This window comes from Rhizobium sp. BK008 (assembly GCF_014197345.1).
Lineage (GTDB): Bacteria > Pseudomonadota > Alphaproteobacteria > Rhizobiales > Rhizobiaceae > Rhizobium > Rhizobium anhuiense.
Map to the genome: position 1 here is coordinate 1,490,725 of NZ_JACIFK010000001.1, position 22,272 is coordinate 1,512,996.

The following is a 22,272-nucleotide window of genomic DNA, read 5'->3' on the forward strand; positions in this document are numbered from 1 at the left end:
GAGCCATAAGCATGAAAACTGTTATGATCAAAATCGGCGTTGCCGCCCTGCTTTCGGCCAGCGCAGCCTTCGGTGCGTTCGCCCAGGAATTCACCAAGGGCGTCGTCAACAAGGTCGACACCAAGGCGAAGAAAGTCACCATCAAGCATGAGGACCTGAAGGGCCTCGACATGCCGGCGATGACGATGGTCTTCCGGGTCGAGGACCCGGCGCTGCTCGAAAAGCTGAAGGAAGGTTCGAACATCGAGTTCGTTGCCGAACGCGTGAATGGCAAGCTGACCGTCACCGAAGTAAAGTAGGGGACTCCTGCCGCCCGGCCTCGATCCGGGCGGCAGGACATCGAGGAGTGGAAACGATGCACAGGAGAAGCTTCATCGCATGGGCGGCATCAGCCCTGGCGTTCTGTGGCGGAAGGGCCTTCGCCGTCGCGCCGGCGAAGATGACCGTCTACAAGGATCCGAACTGCGGCTGTTGTCATGAATGGTCGAAGGCGATGGCGGCCGCAGGATTTTCGGTCGACGCCCGCGACACCGACGATCTTGCCGCGGTCAAGGCGCGGCTGGGCGTACCTGTCGATCTGGAGGGATGCCACACTGCCGTCGTCGAGGAATACTACCTCGAAGGACACGTTCCGCTCGAAGCCGTCCAGCGTCTGCTGCGGGAACGGCCGCCGGTCCGTGGGCTGGCCGTGCCCGGCATGCCTCCTGGTTCGGTGGGAATGGGCGACGACCAGCACGCGTCCTTCGACGTCTATGCGATCCCCTCGGGGACCGCCGCGCCATACGTGTTCATGGAGGTCCGCCCCCGGAAGGGCTGACGCACTCGATCGGCCAAGCCATGTCGTGCGACCGCTCAGGAAACCGGACTGTTGCAGAGCGCCGCCCAGAGATCGTGCTTCCAGTCGGCCCCCGGCCGCGCCGACACGTCGACCGCATAGTCGGCGGAATTGATCCGGACCGTGGCGGGCGAAACGCAGCGCACGCTCGCCTGGTGTCTTCCTCCGTCCCGATAGAGCACTGTCCCGCCGCCGTCGAACTCCAAAAGCGCAATGACGACGTCGAAATCGAAGGTGGGATCGCGGGCGGGCCTGCCCTCTGCCAGACTGAGGCTGATCGACCGGCTGCTGCCGAACGAAGCAGTATGGAAGATCGCAAGTTCGGACGCCGCCGATATCGATGCGGACTGCGTGCAAAGGATCAAAAGCAGAAGCATCCGGTGCATTTACCCCTCCCGTGGTCAATGCATGTTGATCCTATCATATCCGAGGAGACCACGCGAATATTCGCATGGCTGGCCGGCCGTGTTTGCGTCACGCGGCGTCACTCCGGAAGACCGGCCTTGCGGTAGCCGTCGATGAAATGTGCAAGCGTCCGGGCGTCGCGGAAGGGCTCGGTCGCCGCCCAGTGGCGGGTTGAAAAATGCGGGTTGGCGACGAGGAACAGTTCGACCTCGGCGCGCGCCTCGTCGAGCCGGCCGAGTTGGGCAAGGCTTGCCGCCAGGAAACGGCGTGAGCTCGTCCGATAGGTCTCGTCCCGGCGCAGCGTCTCGACGGCAGATTCGTACTCACCGGCGGCATATTGCGCCTGGCCGAGCGTCAGATAATACCAGCTTGCCGGAAACGGGTTCAGCCGAAAGGCCTTGGCGATGTGCTCACGCCCCTCCCCGATCCGCCCGGCGAGAACCGCGATGTCGGACAGCGCCGCAAAGGTGTCGGCCTCGTTGGGATCGAGCTCGATCGCCTTGGCGAACTCCGCATCCGCCTTGTCGAAGCTGCGCTCATAGGCCAACAGGTAGGCCAGGATCCAACGACAGCCGGCATCGTTGGGGTCGATTGCGACAGCCTTGCGTGCCAGTTCCAAGGCAAGGCTGCGGGTGGGTTGCGTTGGTCCGCCGCTGTGGACCTCTCCCATCCAGTGGTTGATGGCGAGCCAGCGATAGGCCTCGGCATAGTCCGGATCGAGCGAGATCGCACGCGTCAGCATCAGATGCGCTTCCCGCGCCGTCTGCGGTGAATCATCCATCAGCCTGCGCGCCCGCACACAGAGATCGTAAGCCTCGAGGTTCTTCGGCCGGTTGCGCGGCGGCGGCGCGCGCAGACGGCCGAGCAGCGCCTCGACGATCTTGCCGGTGACCTCGTCCTGAACGGCAAAGATATCGTCCAGGCTGCGGTCGAAGCGTTCCGCCCATAGATGATCGCCACTGACAGCGTCGACCAACTGGGCGTTGATCCGCACCTGCCCTACGGCGCGTCTTGCGCTCCCCTCCAGCAGGTAGCGCACCCCGAGTTCCTCGGCGATGGCGCGCACGTCCATCGCCTTTCCCTTGTAGGCAAAGGCCGAGTTGCGGGCGATGACGAACAGGCCCGGCATCCTGGAGAGATCAGTGATCAAGTCCTCGGTCAGCCCGTCCGCAAAGGATTCCTGCTCGGAATCGTTGCTGATATTGACGAAGGGCAGCACAGCGATCGATGGCTTGTCGGGCAGCGGCAGAGGTGTTCGCTTCACGCCGCCGAGATGATTGATGGCGCCTGTAAAGCGGTAGCCGACGCGCGGCACCGTGGCGATCCATTCACCGCCATCGGCGGCCGGGCCGAGCAGCTTGCGCAACTGCGCGATCTGGACAGTGAGATTGCCTTCCTCGACCGCCCTGCCCGGCCACGCCGCATCCATCAATTCGGCCTTCCCCAAGATTTCGCCGGGCCGCCTGACAAGTGCTTCAAGCAGTTTTACCCCGCGATGGCCAATGGGAACGGGATCGTCGTTCCGAAGGAGCGTTCCCGCCCCCGGATCAAGCACGAACGGACCAAAGGCAAAGCGCGATCCCATGGGGCGCATCCTAGAGACATTAAAGCTTGGATGGAACTATTCGTCCGCTTAAGCCACCATGGCATCAAGGACGCGAGCGGTGTATTCCGGGGCTGACGACGATAACGACCATCAATAACTCTCTGAAAAAATAGAGCGTCGAGGTGATTTCCATGGTTTTCTGGATAGCGGCAGCGGTTGGATTGGCGACCGCTTATCTCCTTGGTTCCACACCCACGGGCTATCTGGCCGGCAAAATGCTCAAGGGCATCGACATTCGAGAGCATGGCTCCAAATCCACAGGAGCAACGAACGTATTGCGAACGCTCGGCAAATGGCCTGCATTGGCGGTGCTCCTGATCGATGTGCTGAAAGGTGTCGGAGCAATTATCTTTGCCCGCTGGTTTTATCCTTGGTTCTCGACAGTCTCTTCGGACACGCCACCGACGGCGCTTGATATGCAAAACTCGATGCCTTGGGCTGTTTTCCTGGCGGGACTTGCCGTGTTGTTAGGGCATGGCCGTTCGGTTTGGCTGAATTTTACAGGGGGCAAGTCGGCTGCAACGGGGCTCGGCGTGTTGCTGGCGATGTCATGGCCCATAGGTTTAGGTGCTGCGATGGTTTTTGGAGTTGCGTTGACGGCGTTCCGGATTGTTTCCCTGAGTTCGATGCTGGCGGCGTTAACGGCCATCGCTCTCGTCTGCGGCTTGGAGCCGCCGCTGCCTTATCGGCTACTGGTGATCACAGGCGGCATTTACGTGATTGTGCGCCATCGCGCCAACATTCGGCGACTGCTGGCGGGGACGGAACCGCGTCTGGGCAAGGTTTCCTAAATCCAAAACGCAACGAATGCACGGCCTGCTGATAGAGGAAGCAGGATTTCAATGCTGCCGGGCGATGGCGCCGATGACATTGACCAGAAGGCGCGCGGCGGTCAGGGCTGACTGACCATCAACGTCTGCAGGAGGATAGAGTTCGACAAGGTCGAATCCCGCAATCTCAGCCCGCTTGCCGAGGCCGGCAATCAGATCGATCACCTCCGTATAAGTGAGGCCGCCAGGGGTACGCGCCGCCACGCCCGGCATGATACTGGGATCGATGCTGTCACAATCGAGGGTGACGACGACCCGGGCTCCTTCCGGAATATACTGAAGAGCGGCTTCGACGCCTCGAGCGTGGATCTCGCGGGCGGTCACGAAGCGGCTGCCATAGCGCTGCGCCGCCTCGATGTCGGCGAGGCGCGCACTGCCGACGCTGCGCAGGCCGACCTGCACCATGCCGGCGACATGCGGCATCTCGCTTGCCCGACGCATCGGACTTGAATAGCCGTAGCGTTCACCATGCACTTCGTCGCGCCAGTCGATATGGGCATCGATCTGCAGGACCCAGACAGGCCCTTGATCGGCAAAGCCGGCAAGGAAGGGAATGGTCACGGAACAGTCGCCACCGAGCAGGATCGGTACCGCCTGCAAAGCCAGCACCTCGCGCGTCTTCGCCTCGATACGGCCCCGGTTGCCGGGATTGTCATGCAGGATGGTCTGGATGTCGCCGGCATCGATGCATGAGACCGGCCCGCCGTCGAACAGCGGGCCGCCGAGATCGAAATCCCAGTGCTCAAGGAGTGGTGCATCGTCCTGGCTCGCCGCGCGGATGGCACCAGCGGCCAGGGCGTAGCCGCTGCTGTTCTTGCCGGGATAGGTGCTGCCATGGGCGGCTGCAAAGATCACCGCACGGGGCAAACCTCCATTGGGGAGGCGATCGGGAAGGCCGAGAAAGGAAAGCGGAGCTGTCATTTCCTGATGGTCCTGATGATGTCTGGCTGAAACTGTCGTGCTGAGGGTTTACGGCTGGGATGAAATTGGGCGCTGACCTGTTTAATCCCTTTGGACGTTTTTGAGAACTTTTTGGAAAAACTTAAGTACGACGCTCCCCTCTGTCCTGCAGAATTCATCCTCTTTGACGTCGAGGCTCCCGGAGCCTCAAAGCCTATGGTCTGACGAGGATAATCTGCATGACTGCCGAAAGCATCACATCACCGCACGCGGACCGCATTCCATGGGCGGCGATGACGGGCATTATCGCCACCGTCACGGTGTTCGCCGTGGCCCAGGGACTGACCTATCCGCTGCTCAGTTTTATCCTGGAGCGAAAGGGAACGACATCGGGACTGATTGGCCTGTCGGCGGCGATGACGCCGCTGGGTTTCATTGTGTCGGCCCCCTTCATTCCGGCGCTTTCGCGGCGCGTGGGCGGAGCGCGGCTGGCGATCCTGTGTTCGATCCTCGCCGCCCTCACGCTGATCGCGATCGCCTGGAAACAGGACGTCTGGGCCTGGATGCCGCTGCGCTTCCTGCTCGGCTTCTTCGCCAATCCGCTCTACGTGATCAGCGAAACCTGGCTGATCTCCATCACGCCAGCGCCACGCCGAGGCCGCATCATGGGCCTCTATTCATCGATCGTTTCGGGTGGCTTCGCCATTGGCCCGCTGTCGCTCGGCCACGCCGGCACTGAGGGTTGGCCGCCCTTCATGATCGGCATCGCCGCCTTCCTCCTCTGCGGCCTGATCGTGCTTGCGGTCGCCCCGCGCCTGCCCGCCACGCCTGAGGAAGGCAAGGCAACATCCGTCGGCGGCTTCTTCGCACTGGCGCCGCTGCTGTTGTTTGCGATTTTCGCGGCCGCCGCCTTCGAGCAGATCCTGCTTTCTCTGTTTGCGGTCTATGGCGCAGCCCTGGACAGCGGCGAGGAGCGTATCGCTTCGCTGATCACCTGCTTCATCGCAGGCAATGCCGCGCTGCAGATCTTGCTCGGGCGCGTGGCCGAGCGGTTCGGCTCGAACCGGATCATGTTGCTTTGCGTCCTGACTTGCCTGGCCAGTTGCCTCTTGCTGCCGCTCGTCTTCGATGCGTGGCTCATCTGGCCGCTGGTTTTCACTTGGGGCGGCGTCTCGTTCGGGATTTATACCCTGTCGCTGATCCAGCTCGGCGAGCGTTTCACCGGCCAGGCCTTGATCGCCGGTAACGCCGCCTTCGCCTTGGTATGGGGCATCGGCGGCATCGTGGGCTCGCCCGCGACAGGACTGGCAATGCAACTGATTGGCCATCAGGGGCTGCCATCGTCCCTCGCCCTGCTCAGTTGCATATTGGCGGTGCTTCTGATCGCGGAAAGGCGACGGGGCTGAGCGAGCCACTGGGTTTGACACAAATGCGGGCGTGGCGTCTCACAAGCAGCCCGGTTTTGTGATGGATCACCTGCACTCAATTTAGCAGGTTGAGCAAATATATAAAACGTTATATAACTGTCGATACAAATGGAGGAATGGCATGGTCGAGGATGTGGTCCGAACGCTCGGGTTTCTGTGCATGGGCAGCCGGCTGCGGCGCATCGGCGAGAGGCTGCAGGCGGATACGCAGCAGATCATCGACGAGACCGGCCTTGGCATCCAGGCGGGCCAATACCCATTCCTGGCGGCGATCGACCGGGCCGGGCCGCTGACGGTCGGCGAGCTGGCGCAGGCGGTGGGCATTACCCAGCCGGGCGCCACGCGGACCACCGGCCAGCTTCTCGAACTCGGTTTCGTCGACATGCAGCCGGCGCCGGATGATCAGCGCCGCCGATTGGTCTCGCTGACCGACAAGGGCCAGGAACTCATCGACTATTCAAAGATATCGGTCTGGCCGCGTGTCGCGGCAGCCGTCGCCGATCTCTGCGGCGATCTCGACGGGCCGATTCTCGAACAGCTCGCCGCCATCGAGGACGGGCTTGCAGAGGCGCCGCTGGCACAGCGGAGCCCCGCCAAGGAGAAAACACGATGAAACATGTTCTCGACCGTCCAATCTGGAGCGCGCTGGAGAGCGCGCATTCCCATCTTGCGGAAGGCAATGAAAATGCGCGGCGATACCCGCCGTCGATCGTCCCCTTCGCGGCGTCTGCCGACGACAGGCCGGAGAGCCTCGACGCGCTGGAGGCGCTGCCGGCGTTGGAGGAGAGCATGATCCTCGTTGAAGCCGGACCGATCGTCATCCCAGCGGGGCTAGCCGTAGTCGCCGAGGCATCGTTGGTGCAAATGATTGCCGAGCGGCCTCACGGGCGAATTTCGGATTCTCGCATCGAGCCGCTGACGGAGGCCGATGCCGCCGACATGCTGGCCTTGGCGACATTGACCAAACCCGGGCCGTTCACGCTGCGCGCCCAGAGCCTCGGCAGCTTCTGGGGGATCAGAAGCAACGGCCGCCTGGTGGCGATGGCCGGACAGAGGATGCGGCAGAGCGGCTTCATCGAGCTCAGCGGGCTTTGCACCCATCCCGATTTCCAGGGGCGCGGTTTCGGCACACTGCTCTTCCGTTTCGTTGCCGGCGAAATCGCATCCAGCGGCGACACGGCCTATCTGCATGCCTATGCATCGAATATCTCGGCCATTTCCCTCTACAAAACGCAGGGTTTTGCTCTTCGCTCGGAGATGAATATGCGCGCGGTCAAACGCCGGTCCTGAGCGGTATTCACCACTATCGTACCGCCGCCGGCAGCACTTCGAATTTCCAGAATTTTTCCGGGCCGAAATAGGCCGAGGAAAACGCGCGGATATCGCCGGCGGTGACCTTGTCGTAGCCGCCGAGACTATCGCGTATTCGGTCTAAACGACGCGAATCCGTCTGAGCGTGGTGCAGATATGAGAGCCAATATTCATTGCTCTGCTGCTGATGCTTCAAGGTCTCGATGATGGGTGCCCGGGCGCGCGCAAGCTCGTCCGGCGAGACCTCCTGCGATCTGAGATCATTGGCGATCTCGTCGACAAGGGCGTAAAAGCGCGCAACCTTTTCCGGGCCTGTCTCGACGTAGAAATAGGCGTAGCCGTAACCGGGGACTTCCCTTGACAGGTCGACGTCGCCCTGCACGGCATAGCTTGCGCCTTCTGCAATGCGAAACTGGTCGATCAGCCTGTTTTGAAAAATCTGCACGGCGACATTGGCGGTGAAGGAACGCGGCAGATCGGAGAGCAGATCACCGATGGGAGCCCCAACGACGGCGGCGGCATTGTCTGCCCTGCCGCTATGGGCCTGCAAGACGGGCTGGTTGGTCGCCGGCGGAAAACGCACCTCGTCCCGATCGGTGCTCGACGCAGTCTCCGGGCGCGGCGGCAAAGCGCCGAAGGTTTCAGCCGTCAGCCGGATCGCCTCGTCCACCGTGACGTCGCCGACGATGGTGACATCGATCGGGCCGTTGGAAACCATCGGCCGGAACAGCGCCTCGAAATCGTCCGGCTTGGCGGCGGACAATTGCGCGCGGTCGGGGAAGGTCCAGCGCAGATCTCCGGAATGCACGAGACCTGCGAAATCGCGGCTGACAACGCCGCCGGGCGACGCGTCATACTGATCGAGGCCGCTCAAATAGGCCTGCTGCACACGCTTGAACGCCTCGGGGCGGTAGGCTGGATCGGAGGTGTAAGCGGTCATCAGTTGCAGCTGTGTCGCAAGATCTTCCGTCCGTGTCCGACCGTCGAACCTGAAGGAGCTGTCGCCGACCGAGAAGTCGACGCCGACGATGTTGGCCGTCAGCGCTTTCTGTATATCCTCGTAATCCATGGCCTTCACGCCGGATAGCACCACGGCCGGAGATGCCCAGGTCGCGAGGGAACGGTCGCGCGGCAGATCCAGCCGACCGCGGCCGATATCTTCGCGCACCAGCACTTCGTTGGCACGCAGTTTGGTTGGCTTGACGGTCAGCCGCACGCCATTGGAAAAGCGCACCATGGTCAAGCCAAGATCTTCGACGGCGCGGCGTTCGACCACTGCGCCCGGCTCGCCGAAATGGGTGTAGGGCCAGGCGACGTCAGCAGCACCGGATGGCGCCGAGACGTCAATGGCATTCGAAGCGTCATAGACTTGCCGAACCGTGTCGGCTCCGCCATGCGGTGATTGGGGCGTCTGCAGCACGACCTGCGGACCGTTGCCGGAGAAAGCACGCTGAAGGGCTTGATTGACCTCAGCCATCGTGACGCCCTTCGTTATCGTCTCGAACAGCGAGAGGTCTTCGGCAGGCGAGGTGAAGACTTGATCGTCGTCGACGCTGCCAGCCAGCGCCGAGGCGATGTCGGTGGTCGCGCGCGTCGCGGCTCCGTCTGCGGCGGCTTGCAGGGCCAAGCGATATTCGCGGATTTCGCGATCGATCTCCGCCTTTTCAACGCCGAATTTTTGGATACGACGCTGTTCCTGGTCGATGGCCGTGAGCGCCGCCTGCCATTTGTCCGCCTCGGAATTTGCCGAGACCAGGACGACATGCGCGGAATCGAGGAGATCCTGGGAGCCGACGCCCGCGCTGATGAAAGGGGCATCCGCCTTGCTGGCGATAGCGCTCACCCGCCGTTTGAGCACCAGCAGCCCGAGATCTTCGATAAGCTCGGCGCGGCGCCTGGCAGAGGTGTCAGGCGCGGCGTCATAGGGACGCGTCCAGGCGACCTGTATGCTCGTCATGCCGCCGGGAACAGTGATCACCTCGGCACTTTCGCCTTTCGTCGCCAGTGTGCCAAGATCCGGTTTTGCCGGCGCCGGCCCCACGGCCTTCCAGTCGCCGAAGCGCTGCCGGATTTCGGTTTCCATGGCGGCCGGGTCGATATCGCCCACCACGATCAACGTTGCCCGATCGGGTCGGTAGTTGGCCCGGTAATAATCACGGACGAGGTCTACGGGCGCATTGCTGATGATGTCGGCTTTGCCGATCGGCACGCGCATGGTCGCGCGCTGGCCGGCGAGCAGCGAATTCATGATTCCGAGCGCTGCGCGAGACTGCGGTGTATCGCGCAGCCGCTCTTCCGACAGGATGACGCCGCGTTCGCGATCGAAAGCTCCGGCATCGAGGGTCAGCTCGCTCGCCGTTTCCCGCATCAGCATCAGGCCCGTCGAAACTGTGTCCGCATCGACCTCGGGCAGATCGAGCGCATAGACAGTCTCGTCATAAGAGGTATGGGCGTTGGTGTCCGGTCCAAAGGCCAGGCCCTTGCGCTGCAAGATACGGATCATCTCCCCTTCGGCGACGTGCGTCGAACCCTTGAAGGCCATATGCTCGAGGAAATGCGCAAGCCCCTGCTGGTTGTCGTTTTCCTCGAGCGAGCCGGCGCCGATGCGAAAGCGGATCGCAGCCTGTCCGGGCGGCGTGACGTTGCGCATGATCGCAAACCGCATGCCGTTGGCGAGCGTGCCGAAATGCACGCCAGTCTCGGCTTGCAGGTCGCTTTGCGTTTGCGGCCAAGGCTCGGATGGGGTGTCCGCATAGGCTGGCAACGCGAAGTTTGCAGCAAGGCAGACCGCCGCGAGAAACCACCGCGCCGTGGAGCATTCCATTTGTTTGTGAGACATTCTTGTCCAGGTGATGAGCAGGAGAAGGGTAGATAGCGTCGATTCGACTATTCCACAGGTTGCATTTCGCATCAACGTCCATGTGCGCGAATGGATAAGAAGGAGACAATTCCGGCCAAGCGTCAGACCAATGTCATTGAACCCACTTAAAGGATTGCGCCTTGATGAGGTTACCAGGAGGCGCTTTCATGGCGACGTTGGAGCAGGTCGCATTCCGGGCAGGCTGCTCGCTGGCGACCGCAAGCCGTGTTCTCAACCGCAACGGACCGGCGAGCGACCTGATGGTGCGCAAAGTGCGCCGTGCGGCCGCCGAACTCGGTTATCACTCCGCCGGCAGGCTTGGCCGCAGGCCCGTGGTCGGCGTGCTGATCCCGAGCATCACCAATCCGGTCTTTGCCTCGTCGTTGTCGAGCATCCAGAACCGCATGCTGGTGGCCGGCCACGGCGTCTTGATCGCCCAGTCGAACTACGATCCGGCGCGCGAGGCCGATGCCGTCGCCGCCCTCCTGAACGACCGGCCGACCGGGCTCATCCTCACCGTCTGCGATCCCTCGACCAGCCAGGCGCTGCTTGCCAGGCTGCCGCCGACCGTGCTGCTCAACAACCTGCCGACGGCGCAATTTCCGGCGGCTGTCACCGCCGACAATCGCGGCGCCGGCCGCGAGATCACGGCGTTCCTGATCGGCATGGGTCATCGCCGCATTCTGTTTCTTTCCGGCAATTTCGCTGCCTCCGATCGCGCGCTGCTTCGCTACCAGGGTTATCTCGACGCCATGGCCGAGAGCGGGCTTGCACCGCTCGATGTGACGCAGATCCCCTTCGTCAACGGTTTTGACCAGCTCGATCTCGGCATGCCGATGACCTCGCTTGCGCCGACGGCGATCATCGCCTCCAACGATCTTCTGGCGCTCGGCGTCATCGGCGCGCTGAAGCGCGAAGGGCTCTCGGTGCCGGGCGATGTTTCGGTCGCCGGCTTCGACGGCATCGCCATCGGCCGGCTGATCGATCCGCCGCTGACGACGATCGAAATGCCGGATGCCAGCATGGGGGCGACGGCCGCCTCGCTGCTCCTCGACATGGCGGAGAATGCCGCCCCTGCCCGTCATCTCGACGTCGCATATACGCTACGCCGCGGCGGCACGGTGCGCGCCATCTGAGAAGCTAGGGAAAAGAAGAGGCCGCCACGCGCTCGGCATGGCGACCCCTGCCCTATGCCTGGTGAGAAAGGAGATCAGCTGCGCGGCAGCATGTCCTCGACGTCAGCGGCCGCGTCGTCGAGCGCTTCCTTCGGCTCGGCCGACTGGTCGACGATGCGCGACAGGTTGTCCACGATCGTCTGCGTGACCTTGACGCCGTTCGAGCCGGGGAAGGCATACCAGGGGATCATCACCGGCATCTGGCTGAGGCCGGCCTGGAACAGCGGGTTCTGCTTGTAGAAATCGCCGAGATATTCGGGTGACTTCGCGGCAAGCTCATTGTTCGGAACATAACCGGTGCCAGGCACGACGACGGAAGCACCGTAGGGGCCGGCGGCGAATTTAGCGAACTTCCAGGCAGCATCCTGCTTGGCGGCGTCATGCGTCAGGATGACGACGGCGTTGCCGCCCGTCGGCAGGCGGCCGTTCACCGAATCGATCAGCGGGATCCTGGCAGTGCGCAGATCGAACTTGTTGCCGACATTCTTGATCGTGTTGCGCAGCGCGCCCGTCGTCTGGAATTCGAAACCGACCTTGCCGGCTGCGAAAGCCTGTTCGCCTGCGGGCTTGGTGAAGACAGGCATGCCGCCCTCGGTGACCAAGCGATGCAGGACTTCGACGGCCTTCTGACCTTCCGGACCGTTGAAGGCAACCTTGCTTTCGTCATCGCTCAGCATCTTGCCGCCGGCGCCGAAGAGGAGAGCCGAAAACATCCAGTCGTCGCCCTGCCAGCGGAAATCGATGCCGTCGACACCGTTGCCGAGCGCCTTGATCTTGCCGGCGAGCGCGATGACCTCATCCCAGGTCTTCGGCGGATTGTCGGGGTTGCCGCCAGCCGCCTTCACGAGATCGGCGTTGTAATACATGATCGGGTTGGAGGTCGCGAAAGCCAGCCCCACCTGCTTGGCCTTGACCTGGGCGAGCTTGAGGATGGTGTCGGTGAAGCCTTGCTCGGCCATGTTGCCGTCCTTCTTGACGAGCGGACCGAGGTCGACGGCGACGTCGCGTTCGTCAAGCATGCGCAGGCGGTTGAGGCCGATGAAGGTGATATCGGGCATTTCGCTGGTGCCGACCTGACGAAGGATCGTCTGGATGCCTTCTTCATAGGTGGCCGAGGGGCTGGCGAACTGGATCTTGATATCGGGGTTTTCTTCCATGAATTTCTTCGAGATCGTGTCCATCACGTCCTTGAAGAAGCCCGGCATCGGGTAGTGAACCGTCAGCGTCGTCTCGGCATGCGCGGGAAGCGCGATTGCCAAGGATACGGCCGCTGCGGCGAGAATCTGGGTGATATGTTTCATCGCTCGTTCTCCTGGGTTGAAACCGGTCAGCCTTTGAGTCCGGTCATGGTGATGCCCTCGACGAAACGCTTCTGCGCAAGCAGGAAGGCAGCGACGAGGGGAAGGGTAATCATGAGGGTCGCCGCCATCAGTGCGCCGTAGTCGTCGCCGGCCTCGGCAGCGCGGAAATACATCAGGCCCAGCGGCGGCGTGGCGTAGTCCTGCTTGCTGATGACGATCAGCGGCCAGTAGAGATCGTTCCAATGGGCAACGACCGAGAAGATGGCAAAGGCCGTGACCGCCGGCCAGGCATTCGGCACGATGACGCGGGCAACGATCCCGATTTCCGACATGCCGTCGAGACGGGCGGCATGGATGAGATCATCCGGCATGGCGCGGAAGAACTGCAGGAACATGAAGATCGCGAAGACCGAAATGGCGAAGGGCGCGACCAGGGCGGCATAGCTGTTGAGCAGCGAAGCGCGGTCGAAGGCGACATAGAGCGGCAGCGCGGTCGCATGGATCGGCACCAGCAGGCCGAGCATGACCAGCACCATCATGGCGCGGGCGGCTCCAAAGCGCAGCTTCGCCATGGCGTAGGCGCAGGGGATCGCCACCAGCACCTGGAAGAAGAAGATCAGCCCGCAGACGACGACGCCGTTCCACAAGAGCCGCGCCATCGGCACCCGGCTCAAAGCCTTGGCAAAATTCTCGACATAGGTGAGATGCGCCGGGATGAGCGATAGCGACGAGGTGAAGATATCGCTCTGTGCCTTGCCAGCCGTCGAGATCATGAAGACGTAGGGCGACAGGAAGACGATCGCGCCCAGTGAGAGCAGGGTCAGGCGGATGATCCTGCCGAGGGAAAAAGCGCTGGTCATCATGTGTAATGCACCCGGCGATCGAGGACGCGATACTGCAGGAACATCAGCACCACGAGGATCAGCAGGAAGACCACCGTCATCGCCGAGGCATACCCAACGCGGAGATAGACGAAGCCTTCCTGGTAGATGGTAAAGAGCAGCACTTCCGACGCCTTGTTGGGGCCGCCGTCGGTCAGGGTCTTGACCGTCTCGAAGACCTTGACCGCATTGGTAATGCTGATGGTGATGACGAAGAGCGTCGTCGGCCCGAGCATCGGCCAGGTCACCAGCAGGAAGCGGTCGAAAGAGGATCTGGCGCCATCCACTTCGGCGGCGGCGTAAAGCTCACGCGGGATCGCCGTCAGTCCGGCCAGGAACAGCACCATGTTGAAGCCGGCCGATTGCCAGACGCCGATGATCGAGAGGCTGTAAAGCACGGTGCCGGAGCTGCCCAACCAGTTCGGACCGGGAAGCCCGACAAGGGCCAGCAGCGCATTGATCGGGCCGATTGTGGGGTGGAACATATATTGCCAGACGGTCGCCATGGCGACGATCAGCGAGGCGACCGGCAGGAAATAGGCGGTGCGGAAGAAGCTGCGCGCCGCGGTTTCGCTCTCGATCAGCATGGCGATGCCGAGGCCGAGAAGGATCGAGACGGGGGCGACGATCGCCGCATAGACCGTCGTATTCCACAGCGACTTGCGAAAGGTGCGGTCGGTGATCAGGTGCGCATAATTCTCGAAGCCGACGAAACGGAACTTGCCGTAGCCGAGTTCGAAATCGGTAAAGCCGAGCACGATCACAGATGCAACCGGCAAAAGCACGAAGAGGAACAGCAGGATCATCGCCGGCAGCACCAGCATCCAGGCGATCTGGGCCTCGCTGCGCCGATGCGCAGCGGCGGAATCATGCGGCGCAGCCATCGAGACGACGCTAGCCATGCGCCCTCTCACATTGAGAGCCGCCCGCCATCAGTCCGGCATCGGCAGAGCCGAGCCCGGCATCACCTGCGGTGAGCCCGGCATCACCCGTGGCAACGCTGCCGGCCAGCCGGCTGCCATCCTCAGCAAAGATCAGCGTACGGCCGGGCGAGAGCCGCAGCCCGACGGCATCACCGGCGGCAAGGCCTGCGGCTTCGGACGGTTGAACCTTGGCGATGATGGTCTCTCCGATCGCTTCCAGCCGGCAATGGAGGATGACTTCGGAGCCCAGGAATTCGACGCGTTCGATCCGGGCGGCAAGGCCGTCATGCCGGCTCCTGGACAGAAAGACGAATTCGGGGCGAATGGCGATCGTGACCGGCATCCTCCGGTCCGGCGCATTGTCGAGCATAAGCCGCAGGCCGCCGCAGAGAATGACGCCGCCTTCGGCAAAGGCCGGCAGCAGGTTGATGCGCGGCTGGCCGATGAAACGGGCGACATCGATATGGGCGGGATCGTCGTAGATGACTTCAGGGCTTGCTATCTGCAGCAATTTTCCGCCCATCATCACAGCGACACGGTCGGCCATCGACAGTGCTTCCGCCTGATCGTGGGTGACATAGAGCGTCGGCACGCCGGCTCGGCGATGCAGGTCGACGATCTCGCCGCGGGCGTGGACGCGCAGATTGGCGTCGAGGTTGGACAGCGGCTCGTCCATCAGGAAGATGTTCGGCTGCCGCACCATGGCGCGGGCAAGCGCCACGCGCTGACGCTGGCCGCCGGACATCTGGCCGGGCTTGCGGTCGAGTAGGTGGTCGATCTTCAGCGACGTCGCCATCTCCCTGACGTCGCGGGCGATCTTCACGCGGGTGGCGCGCTGGCCGGGCATCAGCGAGCCGATGAAGGGCAGCCGCTGCATCCTCGACAGCCGGCGCATCGCCAGAGGCACGGCGATATTCTCAGACGCCGTCAGATGTGGATAGAGCGCGTAGGACTGAAAGACCATGGCGATGTTGCGGTCGGCGGCTGCGACGCCGGACATGTCGCGCCCGCCGATCAGGATCTCGCCGCGGTCGGCATGGTCGAGGCCGGCCAGAACGCGCAGCAGCGTGCTCTTGCCGCAGCCGGAGGGGCCGACTAGCGCGATGAATTCGCCGGCCGCAATATCCAGGCTGACGCCATCGAGGATCTGGTTGCCGGCGAAAGCCTTGGTGATGCCGCGAAGCGAGAGCGCGCTCATTCGACCGGTTCCCGCTGCTTGACCGCCTGGGGATACACCTCATGCACGACGTCGTCGAGCACATGGGCGGTCATGCCGGGAACGGCGACAATCGTGCTTTCGACTGAAGTATCGAACTCGTGGATGACGGCGCCGATCAGACGTTCACCCGGCATCTCCCGCTCCATCTTGTCGATGATGAAGGCGGCCGACGGACCCCATGTCAGCTGGGTGTTGTTAAAGCGCCCCTGCCAAGCCCAGTGGAGATGGCCGCTCGCAAACAGCGCCACGTCATGGGAAGCGATGAGATCATAGAGCCGCCGACGCTGGACCGGGCGAACGCTCCAATAGCCGGTATCGCCCTCGTCGGGCGCATCGACGAACAGCGGCTTGTGCGCAAACAGCGCCACGCGCCGCCCTGCCCTGTCGGAAAGCGCCTGATCGAGCCATTCGAACTGGGCCTCCTCCTCGTCATCCTCATGGCCGAGAAGCAGCGCGTTCAAGCCGATGAAACGCCAGCCGGCCGTATCCTCCAGCCAACGGTCGTCGCCGGCAAGGCTGCGCCAGCGGGCGAGCCGCTCGGCATCGACCGGCTGGTCCGATCCTTGGAGATGGCCGACATCGTGATTACCGGGGACGATCAGCATCGGGATCGACACCTGGCGCATCAGATCCATCGAAAAGGTGATGTCCGCCTCCTTGTCGGCGCCGTCGACGGTGAGATCGCCGGTATGGACGACCAGGTCGGCGCCGGTCTCTTCGATCCAGCTCAGAAGCGGCGCCCAGTTGCCGTTGAAATGCGGCTTGTCGGGACTGAAATGGGTGTCGGTGATCTGAATGATTTTCATGTCTGAATCATCTTCATGGGCGCGTCTCCGAGACGTCGGAAGCGCGTCACCCGCGCTTCCTTCTCGGGCCCTCTCTAGAAGGCTCCCATGTCAATCAGACATCTGCTGTTTTCAGCTGTTTTTCAGTTTTGACATCAATTTGTCATGCAAGAAAAAGCTGCCCGCAGGAACCGGGGCAGCCTTGGCCAACATTTGGGATTGAGATTGCGGTGAAATCAATGCCGTGGTGCGTTGGCCGGGATGGACGATACCGTTGCCGAGACAGGGTCGCTTGCAGGGAAGCTGTCTTCAAGGCCCTCGTTCAACTCTTCCTCCAGCGTCTCGCTGTCCCCAGCCGAACGCGCGCTCGGCTGGCCGATCAGACCTTTGCTGCCTTCGTCAAAATTGCCGTTGCTCAAGGCATCGTAACGGTTGATGCTGCCGTCCGGCTCGCCGCCGGCAAAGCTGGTCAGCTGAACCATCATGACCTTGGCGTGGTCGACCGCCGTCGCATCATCAAGCTCGCCATGGGAGTTGTCGATTTTGACGGAAATCGATTCTCCGCCTTCGCCCAAGAATTCGACGGTGAAGATGTCGCCGGCCTGTGTCACTCGCGTATCGATCAACTGCATCGGAACCTCCTGTGTTCATTGACATCAACGGCGATCAACATCCGGAGTTCCATGGGCCAATCATTTCAACGTCAGGTCAACGTCAGGCGATGACTGGTTCTCGCCTGGCGATTATGGTTAATTTATTAATAATTCGGGTTTTATAAATGGAACGAAGCGGCCTTTCCGAGTGTTGATGCTGCGCCGTGGAGGAACCCCAATGATCCTGAAAATCCTTGCCCCCAAAATCGACGCCGATTGCCATGACACCGGCACATGGCCCGATGGGATCTTCGCCGAAAACCGGATCGATCTTTCCGTTCGCCGCGACGGCCGTCGTCGCTCGCCGCATGAGCGCGACTACGGCAATGACAGGAAACTGGAAAATCTGCCGCTCGGCTTTGCCTGACCGTTGCCGACGTGCACTTGTCACAGCCTGCGAAAGACCAGAACGCCTGACGCCGGCAGCACGGGATCGAGCACTCCCGCCGTGGCTCGGAGCCTTCCGCCGCCGTTACCGACGTTCCAGCCGCCATATCTGCGAGAATCGCTGTTGAAGACCTCCTCCCAGAGGTCATCTCCCAAGCGGTCGCTGTGCAACCGGTAGCCGTGTTCGAAGGGAGCATCGTTCAGCGAGCCCACGACGAGGAAATCCTCGCCGTTGTTCCAGCGATGAAAGGCGATCACCCGATTTTCGTCGTGAACCAGGGGAATGGTGATGTTGCGCGAGCGAATGGCTGCCTCTCCGACACTGAGCGCTATCAGATCGCGATAGCAGCTGATCATCCCTGCCCCGTGGCCATCGGCCGCGCCGAGAATATTCTCCCGGTTGGCGAGGAAATCATTGTAGCGATAGGGCTTCAGGGCACCGATTTCCTCGCCCATGAAAAACATCGGCGTCCCCGGCGATAGCAGCGTCATCGCCGCCGCGAACCTCGATCTCGCCTCCGCCCACGTCCTGGTCTCACCGACAACAGGCGCGAAATTGACCGCGATCACAGCGGTTCGCGCCGATCCTTCACGATTGCCGCAATCGTCGTGCGACTGGTTATAGACTACCTTGGAGTGCGCGCTTGTCTGCAAAGCGCCGGCAAGAGACGACATGGTCAGCGCCCGCTGGTCCCCGAAGCCGGCATTCTTCAACAGCTGCGCCTGCGCACCGCCGTGATATTCGACGAGATTGTGATGAAAGTCACCATACCAGGTCGCATCGAAGCCGAGCCCGTCGCCGGTCAGGCTTGGCTCGGTCATCGCCGACCAGTCCGAATAATCCTCGGCCGTCAGGAAAAGCTGCGGCTTGATGAGCCGCATGGTGCGGGTCCATTGCTTCAGGAATTTGGCGCCGAAGGCGGCGGCCCGATCAGCGCGCCGGCCATCGGCATGCAGAACCGGATATTGATGGATCGAACTCGTCTGATCGAGCCGGAAACCATCGATATGGCAGACGGAGACGAAAAAGGCGGCGCTGGAGATGAAAAGCTGGCGCACAGCTTCCTCATGGAAGCGCGGCGCCCATCCCGTCGAGATGTTGTCGATGTAGCCGCCCGCGAGATCGGCGTAATCGCCGGGCCGTCCCTCGTACCAATAGTAGATATTGCGGGTGTGATCGTTGGAATCATAGGCCCATTGCGCCCGCTCGCCATCCGGATCGAAGTGGTTGTAACAGACATCGAGAATGACGGCGATGCCGCGCTGGTGGCAGGTCTTGACGAACATCTTCAACCGGTCGGTGCCGCCGGCCCCTTGATCGGCGGCAAAGAAATGCGAGGTGCCGTAGCCCCAGTTGGCCCGAGTCTCGAATTCCGCAATCGGCAGCAGTTCCACCGCGTTGACGCCGAGAGCTGCGAGATGTTCGACGAAGGCGATGGCATCATCGAGCGTACCGGGCGCGGGCTTGCCGAAACCGAGGGCGCCGACATGCAGTTCATAGATCACCAGATCCTCGAGCCGACCGGGAATCTTTTGGCCGCCGGCGAATTCGTCGGCCCAGAAGGCCTCGGCGGCAAGCTCCTCTCCCGACGGCAGCACCACCCGCTTCGGGTCGCAGACGACCGAACAGCTCTGCGGTCCGTCCAATGACGCCGGCGATCCGTGATAGACCGCTCCATCCGGATCGAAATCTCCAGCGCCGATCTGCATGAGCGACCAGATATCCGTGCGGTAGACGAGCGATCCGTCATCCTTCGTGATGCGGTACATATAGGGCGTGCCGACCATGCCGTCGAAATCGGCAAGGCCGTCATCATCGCCGGTTTCGACGGTCCAGAAGCCGTCGACGGTCTTGCGCATCGCGATGGTCGCGACTGCACCGGTGCCGTCGTCGGCGACGTAGCCGATAGCGGCATCGGCGATCACAAGCGAAACCGCCCTGGCGTTCGGCGCCCAGACCGCGAAGCGAATGCCGTCGGTACCGTCGCGCCGCTCAATCCGATTCGCCCCCAGACGGCCGATCCACGTCAGATGATAGGTCTGCGGCGCGATCCCCTGCTGGAGTTCGAAGGAGCGTTCGCGACGTGTCGAGACCTCGTCGTCCAATTCGGCGGTGATGGCCCATAGGTCTGGAATGCCCGGCCGATCCAGTTCGATTCCCCAGCGAAAATGCGTACCGATCTCGGCGTCGGGAAACGATACATCGGCGACGAAGACATCATAGCCGTCCTCGTCATGGGAAAGCCGCATCGGAACGGAGGTCCAATCGTCCGAAGGACGGCCCTGCCCATCCCAACTGCCGCGCAAGCGGACATTGCTGAACGCCATCGACGGCCTGCCGCTGCGAAACCGGAATTCAACATTGACGGTCATCGGATCCTCCAAAACCATGTCGGATTTCACCAGGCTCTGCCTATGGGCCGTCCCGCTCGGGCATGATCAGTTGGCCGGACGAAAAAATGCAAGCGCAGATTTCATAATAAATACAATCCGAAGCGAGCCACATTCGTAAACCGGGAGAAAAACTTATGGCTCAAGCCGTTAGAATAAACGATATTATTCGCTCCTTTGGAATTGATACACATATCGACTACACCGACGGAAAATATTCCGATGTCGGAGAAGTTGTTAAGGCACTCGACTATCTTGGCCTCGATACAGTCCGCGATCACGCCCCCAACTCCGCTTCCGATCCCAACGGCCAAACGCATCTCGGCGACGCGGCCAAGGCCGGCGTGCAATTCGTCTTCAGCGCGCAGCGGGAAGTCGACCCCGCCACCGTGGTCCAGCGGCTGCATGATTTCGCGCAGGCCCATCCCGGATCGGTCGTCGGCATCGAAGGCCCGAACGAAGTCAATAACTGGCCGGTCAGCTATCACGGCCTGAGCGGCCAGGCCGCAGCGGTCGCCTACCAGAAGGATCTGTCTGCCGCCGTCAACGCCGATCCGTTGCTGAAGGACATCCCGGTCTTCAGCTTTACCGGATATACGGTCGCTTCCGCGTCCGACTACACGACGATCCACACCTATGCGAAGGATGGCGACCAGCCATATTCATGGCTTTCCCGAGAATCCGGCGTTCAGCGCGCTGCCGATCCGGGCAAGCCGCTTGCGATCACCGAGACCGGTTACCATACGTCGCTGACCGCCGACACCAATGGCGGCTGGGAAGGCGTTAGCGAAGCGACGCAGGCCAAGCTCCTGCTCAATACGCTGATGGACGGCGCGGCACTCGGATCGAAAAACACGTTCATTTACGAGCTGCTGGACGCCTATTCCGATCCGCAGGGCACCAATCAGGAAAAGCATTTCGGGCTTTTTCATCTCGACTATTCGGCCAAGCCGGCTGCGACGGCTATCCATAATCTGACCGAAATCCTTGCGGATGACGGCGCTCAGAAGGCGAGCTTCAGCGCCGGAGCGCTCAACTATTCGATCGACGGCCTGCCGTCCTCGGCCCGCAGCCTGCTCACGGAAAAATCGGACGGAAGCTACCAGATCATCCTCTGGAACGAGCCCGATATCTGGAACCAGTCCACCGATGCGGCCATTCAGGCTGCAAATACAGCCGTCAAAGTCAATCTCGGCGCCTCGTTCGGCTCCGTGAAGGTCTTCGACCCGCTGACCGGGACGACGGCGATCAAAAGCCTCAGCAACGTCTCGTCCCTGACGGTTAATGTCGTCGATCATCCCGTAATCATCGACATCGAAGGCGGCATCACCAGCACGCCGCCGCCGGCAACCAACCATATCTATGGCGGCACCGGCAACGACATATTCACCGTCAGCAACTCTGCTCAAATCGTCGACGAAAGCCGGGGCGGCGGGACGGATACCGTCATGTCGTCGATCAGCTTCAGCCTCAAGGATACGGCGCATACGATCGGAAACGTCGAGAACCTGACGCTGACCGGCACCGCCAACCTGAACGGCACCGGGAATGGCCTGGCGAATGTTCTCACCGGCAATTCCGGCAACAATATTCTTGACGGAAGCACTGGTGCCGACCGTATGTCGGGCCGCGCCGGCAATGACACCTATATGGTCGACAATGCCGGCGATTTTGCCGATGAAACAGGGGCATCCGGCAAGGACACCATCAAGGCTTCGACTTCCTTCAGTCTGGCCGATCTGAAGCGCACGGCCGGAACGATCGAAAACCTTGCCTTGACCGGAACGGCCAATCTCAGCGCGACGGGCAACAACACGTCCAACGTGCTGACCGGCAACGACGGCAGCAACAGTCTCAATGGCGGCAAGGGGGCCGACCAGATGAGCGGCGGGCTCGGCAACGACAAACTGATCGGCAAAGCCGGCGCAGACATTCTGACCGGCGGCGGAGGGGCCGATTCCTTCGTTTTCGACGTTAAGCCCGACAATGTGAGCATCGACAAGATCCGGGATTTCTCCTCGGCGGCCGGCGACAAGCTGCTGCTCGACCATTCGATTTTCGCCGCACTCAGCCTATCGAGATTTTCGGATGAGAATTTCGTCGTCGGCACCAAAGCACTCGAAGCTGACGATAGACTGATCTACGACCAGACCAGCGGCATTCTATCCTTTGATGCGGATGGAAGTGCCGCGGGTGCGGCAATCCATGTGGCCGATCTCGACAATTCCCCGGCGCTTCAATTCAAGGATTTCATGCTGATCTGACCCGGCCAGGTCCGTCGCTATTCGGCGGCGGGCTGCGGCACCACGTGCGTCTCTAAAGCGCGTCGCGATCTTTCAACGTCGCGCCTCGCGCTTTAGCTCTTGGTTTTTACGCATGTCGT

Annotated in this window: 20 protein-coding genes; 9 read left to right on the forward strand and 11 right to left on the reverse strand. The window is 61.9% G+C overall.

The genetic code is table 11. The features are described 5' to 3' along the window. The first annotated feature begins 11 nt into the window (after positions 1 to 11). Entirely contained in the window at positions 12 to 299 is a 288-nt protein-coding gene (locus tag FHT69_RS07225; protein ID WP_062940207.1) for a copper-binding protein, read from the forward strand. A gap of 56 nt (positions 300 to 355) precedes the next feature. Continuing rightward, a complete protein-coding gene (locus tag FHT69_RS07230) occupies positions 356 to 817 on the forward strand; it encodes a DUF411 domain-containing protein (protein WP_097594676.1) in 462 nt (153 codons plus the stop codon). A 35-nt stretch (positions 818 to 852) separates the two neighbouring features. Here FHT69_RS07230 and FHT69_RS07235 read toward each other — a convergent pair whose 3' ends face one another. Together FHT69_RS07235 and FHT69_RS07240 are read right to left on the reverse strand one after the other, a co-directional pair. After that, the gene (locus FHT69_RS07235) at positions 853 to 1,221 is read right to left on the reverse strand and encodes a hypothetical protein (RefSeq protein ID WP_183903425.1); all 369 of its coding nucleotides are present in this window, start codon (positions 1,219 to 1,221) and stop codon (positions 853 to 855) included. A 98-nt stretch (positions 1,222 to 1,319) separates the two neighbouring features. Then, entirely contained in the window at positions 1,320 to 2,834 is a 1,515-nt protein-coding gene (locus FHT69_RS07240) for a winged helix-turn-helix domain-containing tetratricopeptide repeat protein (RefSeq protein WP_183905125.1), read from the reverse strand. A gap of 143 nt (positions 2,835 to 2,977) precedes the next feature. Here FHT69_RS07240 and plsY point away from each other — a divergent pair, with 143 nt between their 5' ends. After that, a complete protein-coding gene (plsY, locus tag FHT69_RS07245) occupies positions 2,978 to 3,637 on the forward strand; it encodes a glycerol-3-phosphate 1-O-acyltransferase PlsY (protein WP_183905126.1) in 660 nt (219 codons plus the stop codon). Positions 3,638 to 3,685: 48 nt separating this feature from the next. On the opposite strand, the gene FHT69_RS07250 is transcribed toward plsY, so the two are convergent. After that, positions 3,686 to 4,597, reverse strand: coding sequence for an agmatinase (locus FHT69_RS07250; RefSeq protein ID WP_183905127.1), 912 nt, complete (start codon positions 4,595 to 4,597; stop codon positions 3,686 to 3,688). A 218-nt stretch (positions 4,598 to 4,815) separates the two neighbouring features. Between FHT69_RS07250 and FHT69_RS07255 the strand changes: the two genes are divergently transcribed. The 3 genes from FHT69_RS07255 to FHT69_RS07265 all read left to right on the forward strand — a co-directional run bounded on the left by FHT69_RS07255 (position 4,816) and on the right by FHT69_RS07265 (position 7,293). Beyond that, positions 4,816 to 5,982, forward strand: a complete 1,167-nt coding sequence (locus FHT69_RS07255; RefSeq protein WP_183905128.1) for an MFS transporter — start codon at positions 4,816 to 4,818, stop codon at positions 5,980 to 5,982. A 142-nt stretch (positions 5,983 to 6,124) separates the two neighbouring features. Continuing rightward, positions 6,125 to 6,616 carry a MarR family winged helix-turn-helix transcriptional regulator gene (locus FHT69_RS07260; RefSeq protein WP_097594500.1) on the forward strand — a complete coding sequence of 164 codons (492 nt, stop codon included), beginning with the start codon at positions 6,125 to 6,127 and terminating at the stop codon, positions 6,614 to 6,616. Beyond that, on the forward strand, positions 6,613 to 7,293 hold the full coding sequence (locus FHT69_RS07265) for a GNAT family N-acetyltransferase (protein ID WP_097594501.1): 681 nt from the start codon (positions 6,613 to 6,615) through the stop codon (positions 7,291 to 7,293). Before FHT69_RS07260 ends, FHT69_RS07265 begins: the two co-directional genes overlap by 4 nt. Positions 7,294 to 7,306: 13 nt before the next feature. On the opposite strand, the gene FHT69_RS07270 is transcribed toward FHT69_RS07265, so the two are convergent. Then, the gene (locus tag FHT69_RS07270; protein ID WP_246780698.1) at positions 7,307 to 10,153 is read right to left on the reverse strand and encodes a M16 family metallopeptidase; all 2,847 of its coding nucleotides are present in this window, start codon (positions 10,151 to 10,153) and stop codon (positions 7,307 to 7,309) included. 188 nt (positions 10,154 to 10,341) lie between these two features. Here FHT69_RS07270 and FHT69_RS07275 point away from each other — a divergent pair, with 188 nt between their 5' ends. Beyond that, a complete protein-coding gene (locus FHT69_RS07275; RefSeq protein WP_183905130.1) occupies positions 10,342 to 11,310 on the forward strand; it encodes a substrate-binding domain-containing protein in 969 nt (322 codons plus the stop codon). A 74-nt stretch (positions 11,311 to 11,384) separates the two neighbouring features. Here FHT69_RS07275 and FHT69_RS07280 read toward each other — a convergent pair whose 3' ends face one another. From FHT69_RS07280 to FHT69_RS07305, 6 genes are all read right to left on the reverse strand, one after another. Beyond that, complete coding sequence (locus tag FHT69_RS07280) at positions 11,385 to 12,650, reverse strand: ABC transporter substrate-binding protein (protein ID WP_097594504.1); 1,266 nt, start codon at positions 12,648 to 12,650, stop codon at positions 11,385 to 11,387. A gap of 26 nt (positions 12,651 to 12,676) precedes the next feature. Continuing rightward, positions 12,677 to 13,513, reverse strand: coding sequence for a carbohydrate ABC transporter permease (locus FHT69_RS07285; RefSeq protein WP_097594505.1), 837 nt, complete (start codon positions 13,511 to 13,513; stop codon positions 12,677 to 12,679). After that, positions 13,510 to 14,415, reverse strand: a complete 906-nt coding sequence (locus FHT69_RS07290) for a carbohydrate ABC transporter permease (RefSeq protein ID WP_409527531.1) — start codon at positions 14,413 to 14,415, stop codon at positions 13,510 to 13,512. The genes FHT69_RS07285 and FHT69_RS07290 overlap by 4 nt, the downstream gene beginning before the upstream one ends. Before the next feature lie 10 nt (positions 14,416 to 14,425). Beyond that, positions 14,426 to 15,652: an ABC transporter ATP-binding protein gene (locus tag FHT69_RS07295; protein WP_183905131.1), complete on the reverse strand. Its 1,227-nt coding sequence runs from the start codon at positions 15,650 to 15,652 to the stop codon at positions 14,426 to 14,428. Beyond that, positions 15,649 to 16,479, reverse strand: a complete 831-nt coding sequence (locus FHT69_RS07300) for a metallophosphoesterase family protein (RefSeq protein WP_097594508.1) — start codon at positions 16,477 to 16,479, stop codon at positions 15,649 to 15,651. Before FHT69_RS07300 ends, FHT69_RS07295 begins: the two co-directional genes overlap by 4 nt. Positions 16,480 to 16,694: 215 nt before the next feature. Then, positions 16,695 to 17,090: a hypothetical protein gene (locus FHT69_RS07305; protein ID WP_063475582.1), complete on the reverse strand. Its 396-nt coding sequence runs from the start codon at positions 17,088 to 17,090 to the stop codon at positions 16,695 to 16,697. A gap of 199 nt (positions 17,091 to 17,289) precedes the next feature. Between FHT69_RS07305 and FHT69_RS07310 the strand changes: the two genes are divergently transcribed. Continuing rightward, positions 17,290 to 17,478, forward strand: coding sequence for a hypothetical protein (locus tag FHT69_RS07310; protein ID WP_047615152.1), 189 nt, complete (start codon positions 17,290 to 17,292; stop codon positions 17,476 to 17,478). A 20-nt stretch (positions 17,479 to 17,498) separates the two neighbouring features. On the opposite strand, the gene FHT69_RS07315 is transcribed toward FHT69_RS07310, so the two are convergent. Beyond that, positions 17,499 to 19,871, reverse strand: a complete 2,373-nt coding sequence (locus FHT69_RS07315; protein ID WP_183905132.1) for an alpha-amylase family glycosyl hydrolase — start codon at positions 19,869 to 19,871, stop codon at positions 17,499 to 17,501. A 155-nt stretch (positions 19,872 to 20,026) separates the two neighbouring features. Between FHT69_RS07315 and FHT69_RS07320 the strand changes: the two genes are divergently transcribed. Continuing rightward, a complete protein-coding gene (locus FHT69_RS07320) occupies positions 20,027 to 22,153 on the forward strand; it encodes a calcium-binding protein (RefSeq protein WP_183905133.1) in 2,127 nt (708 codons plus the stop codon). Positions 22,154 to 22,272: the final 119 nt, after the last annotated feature.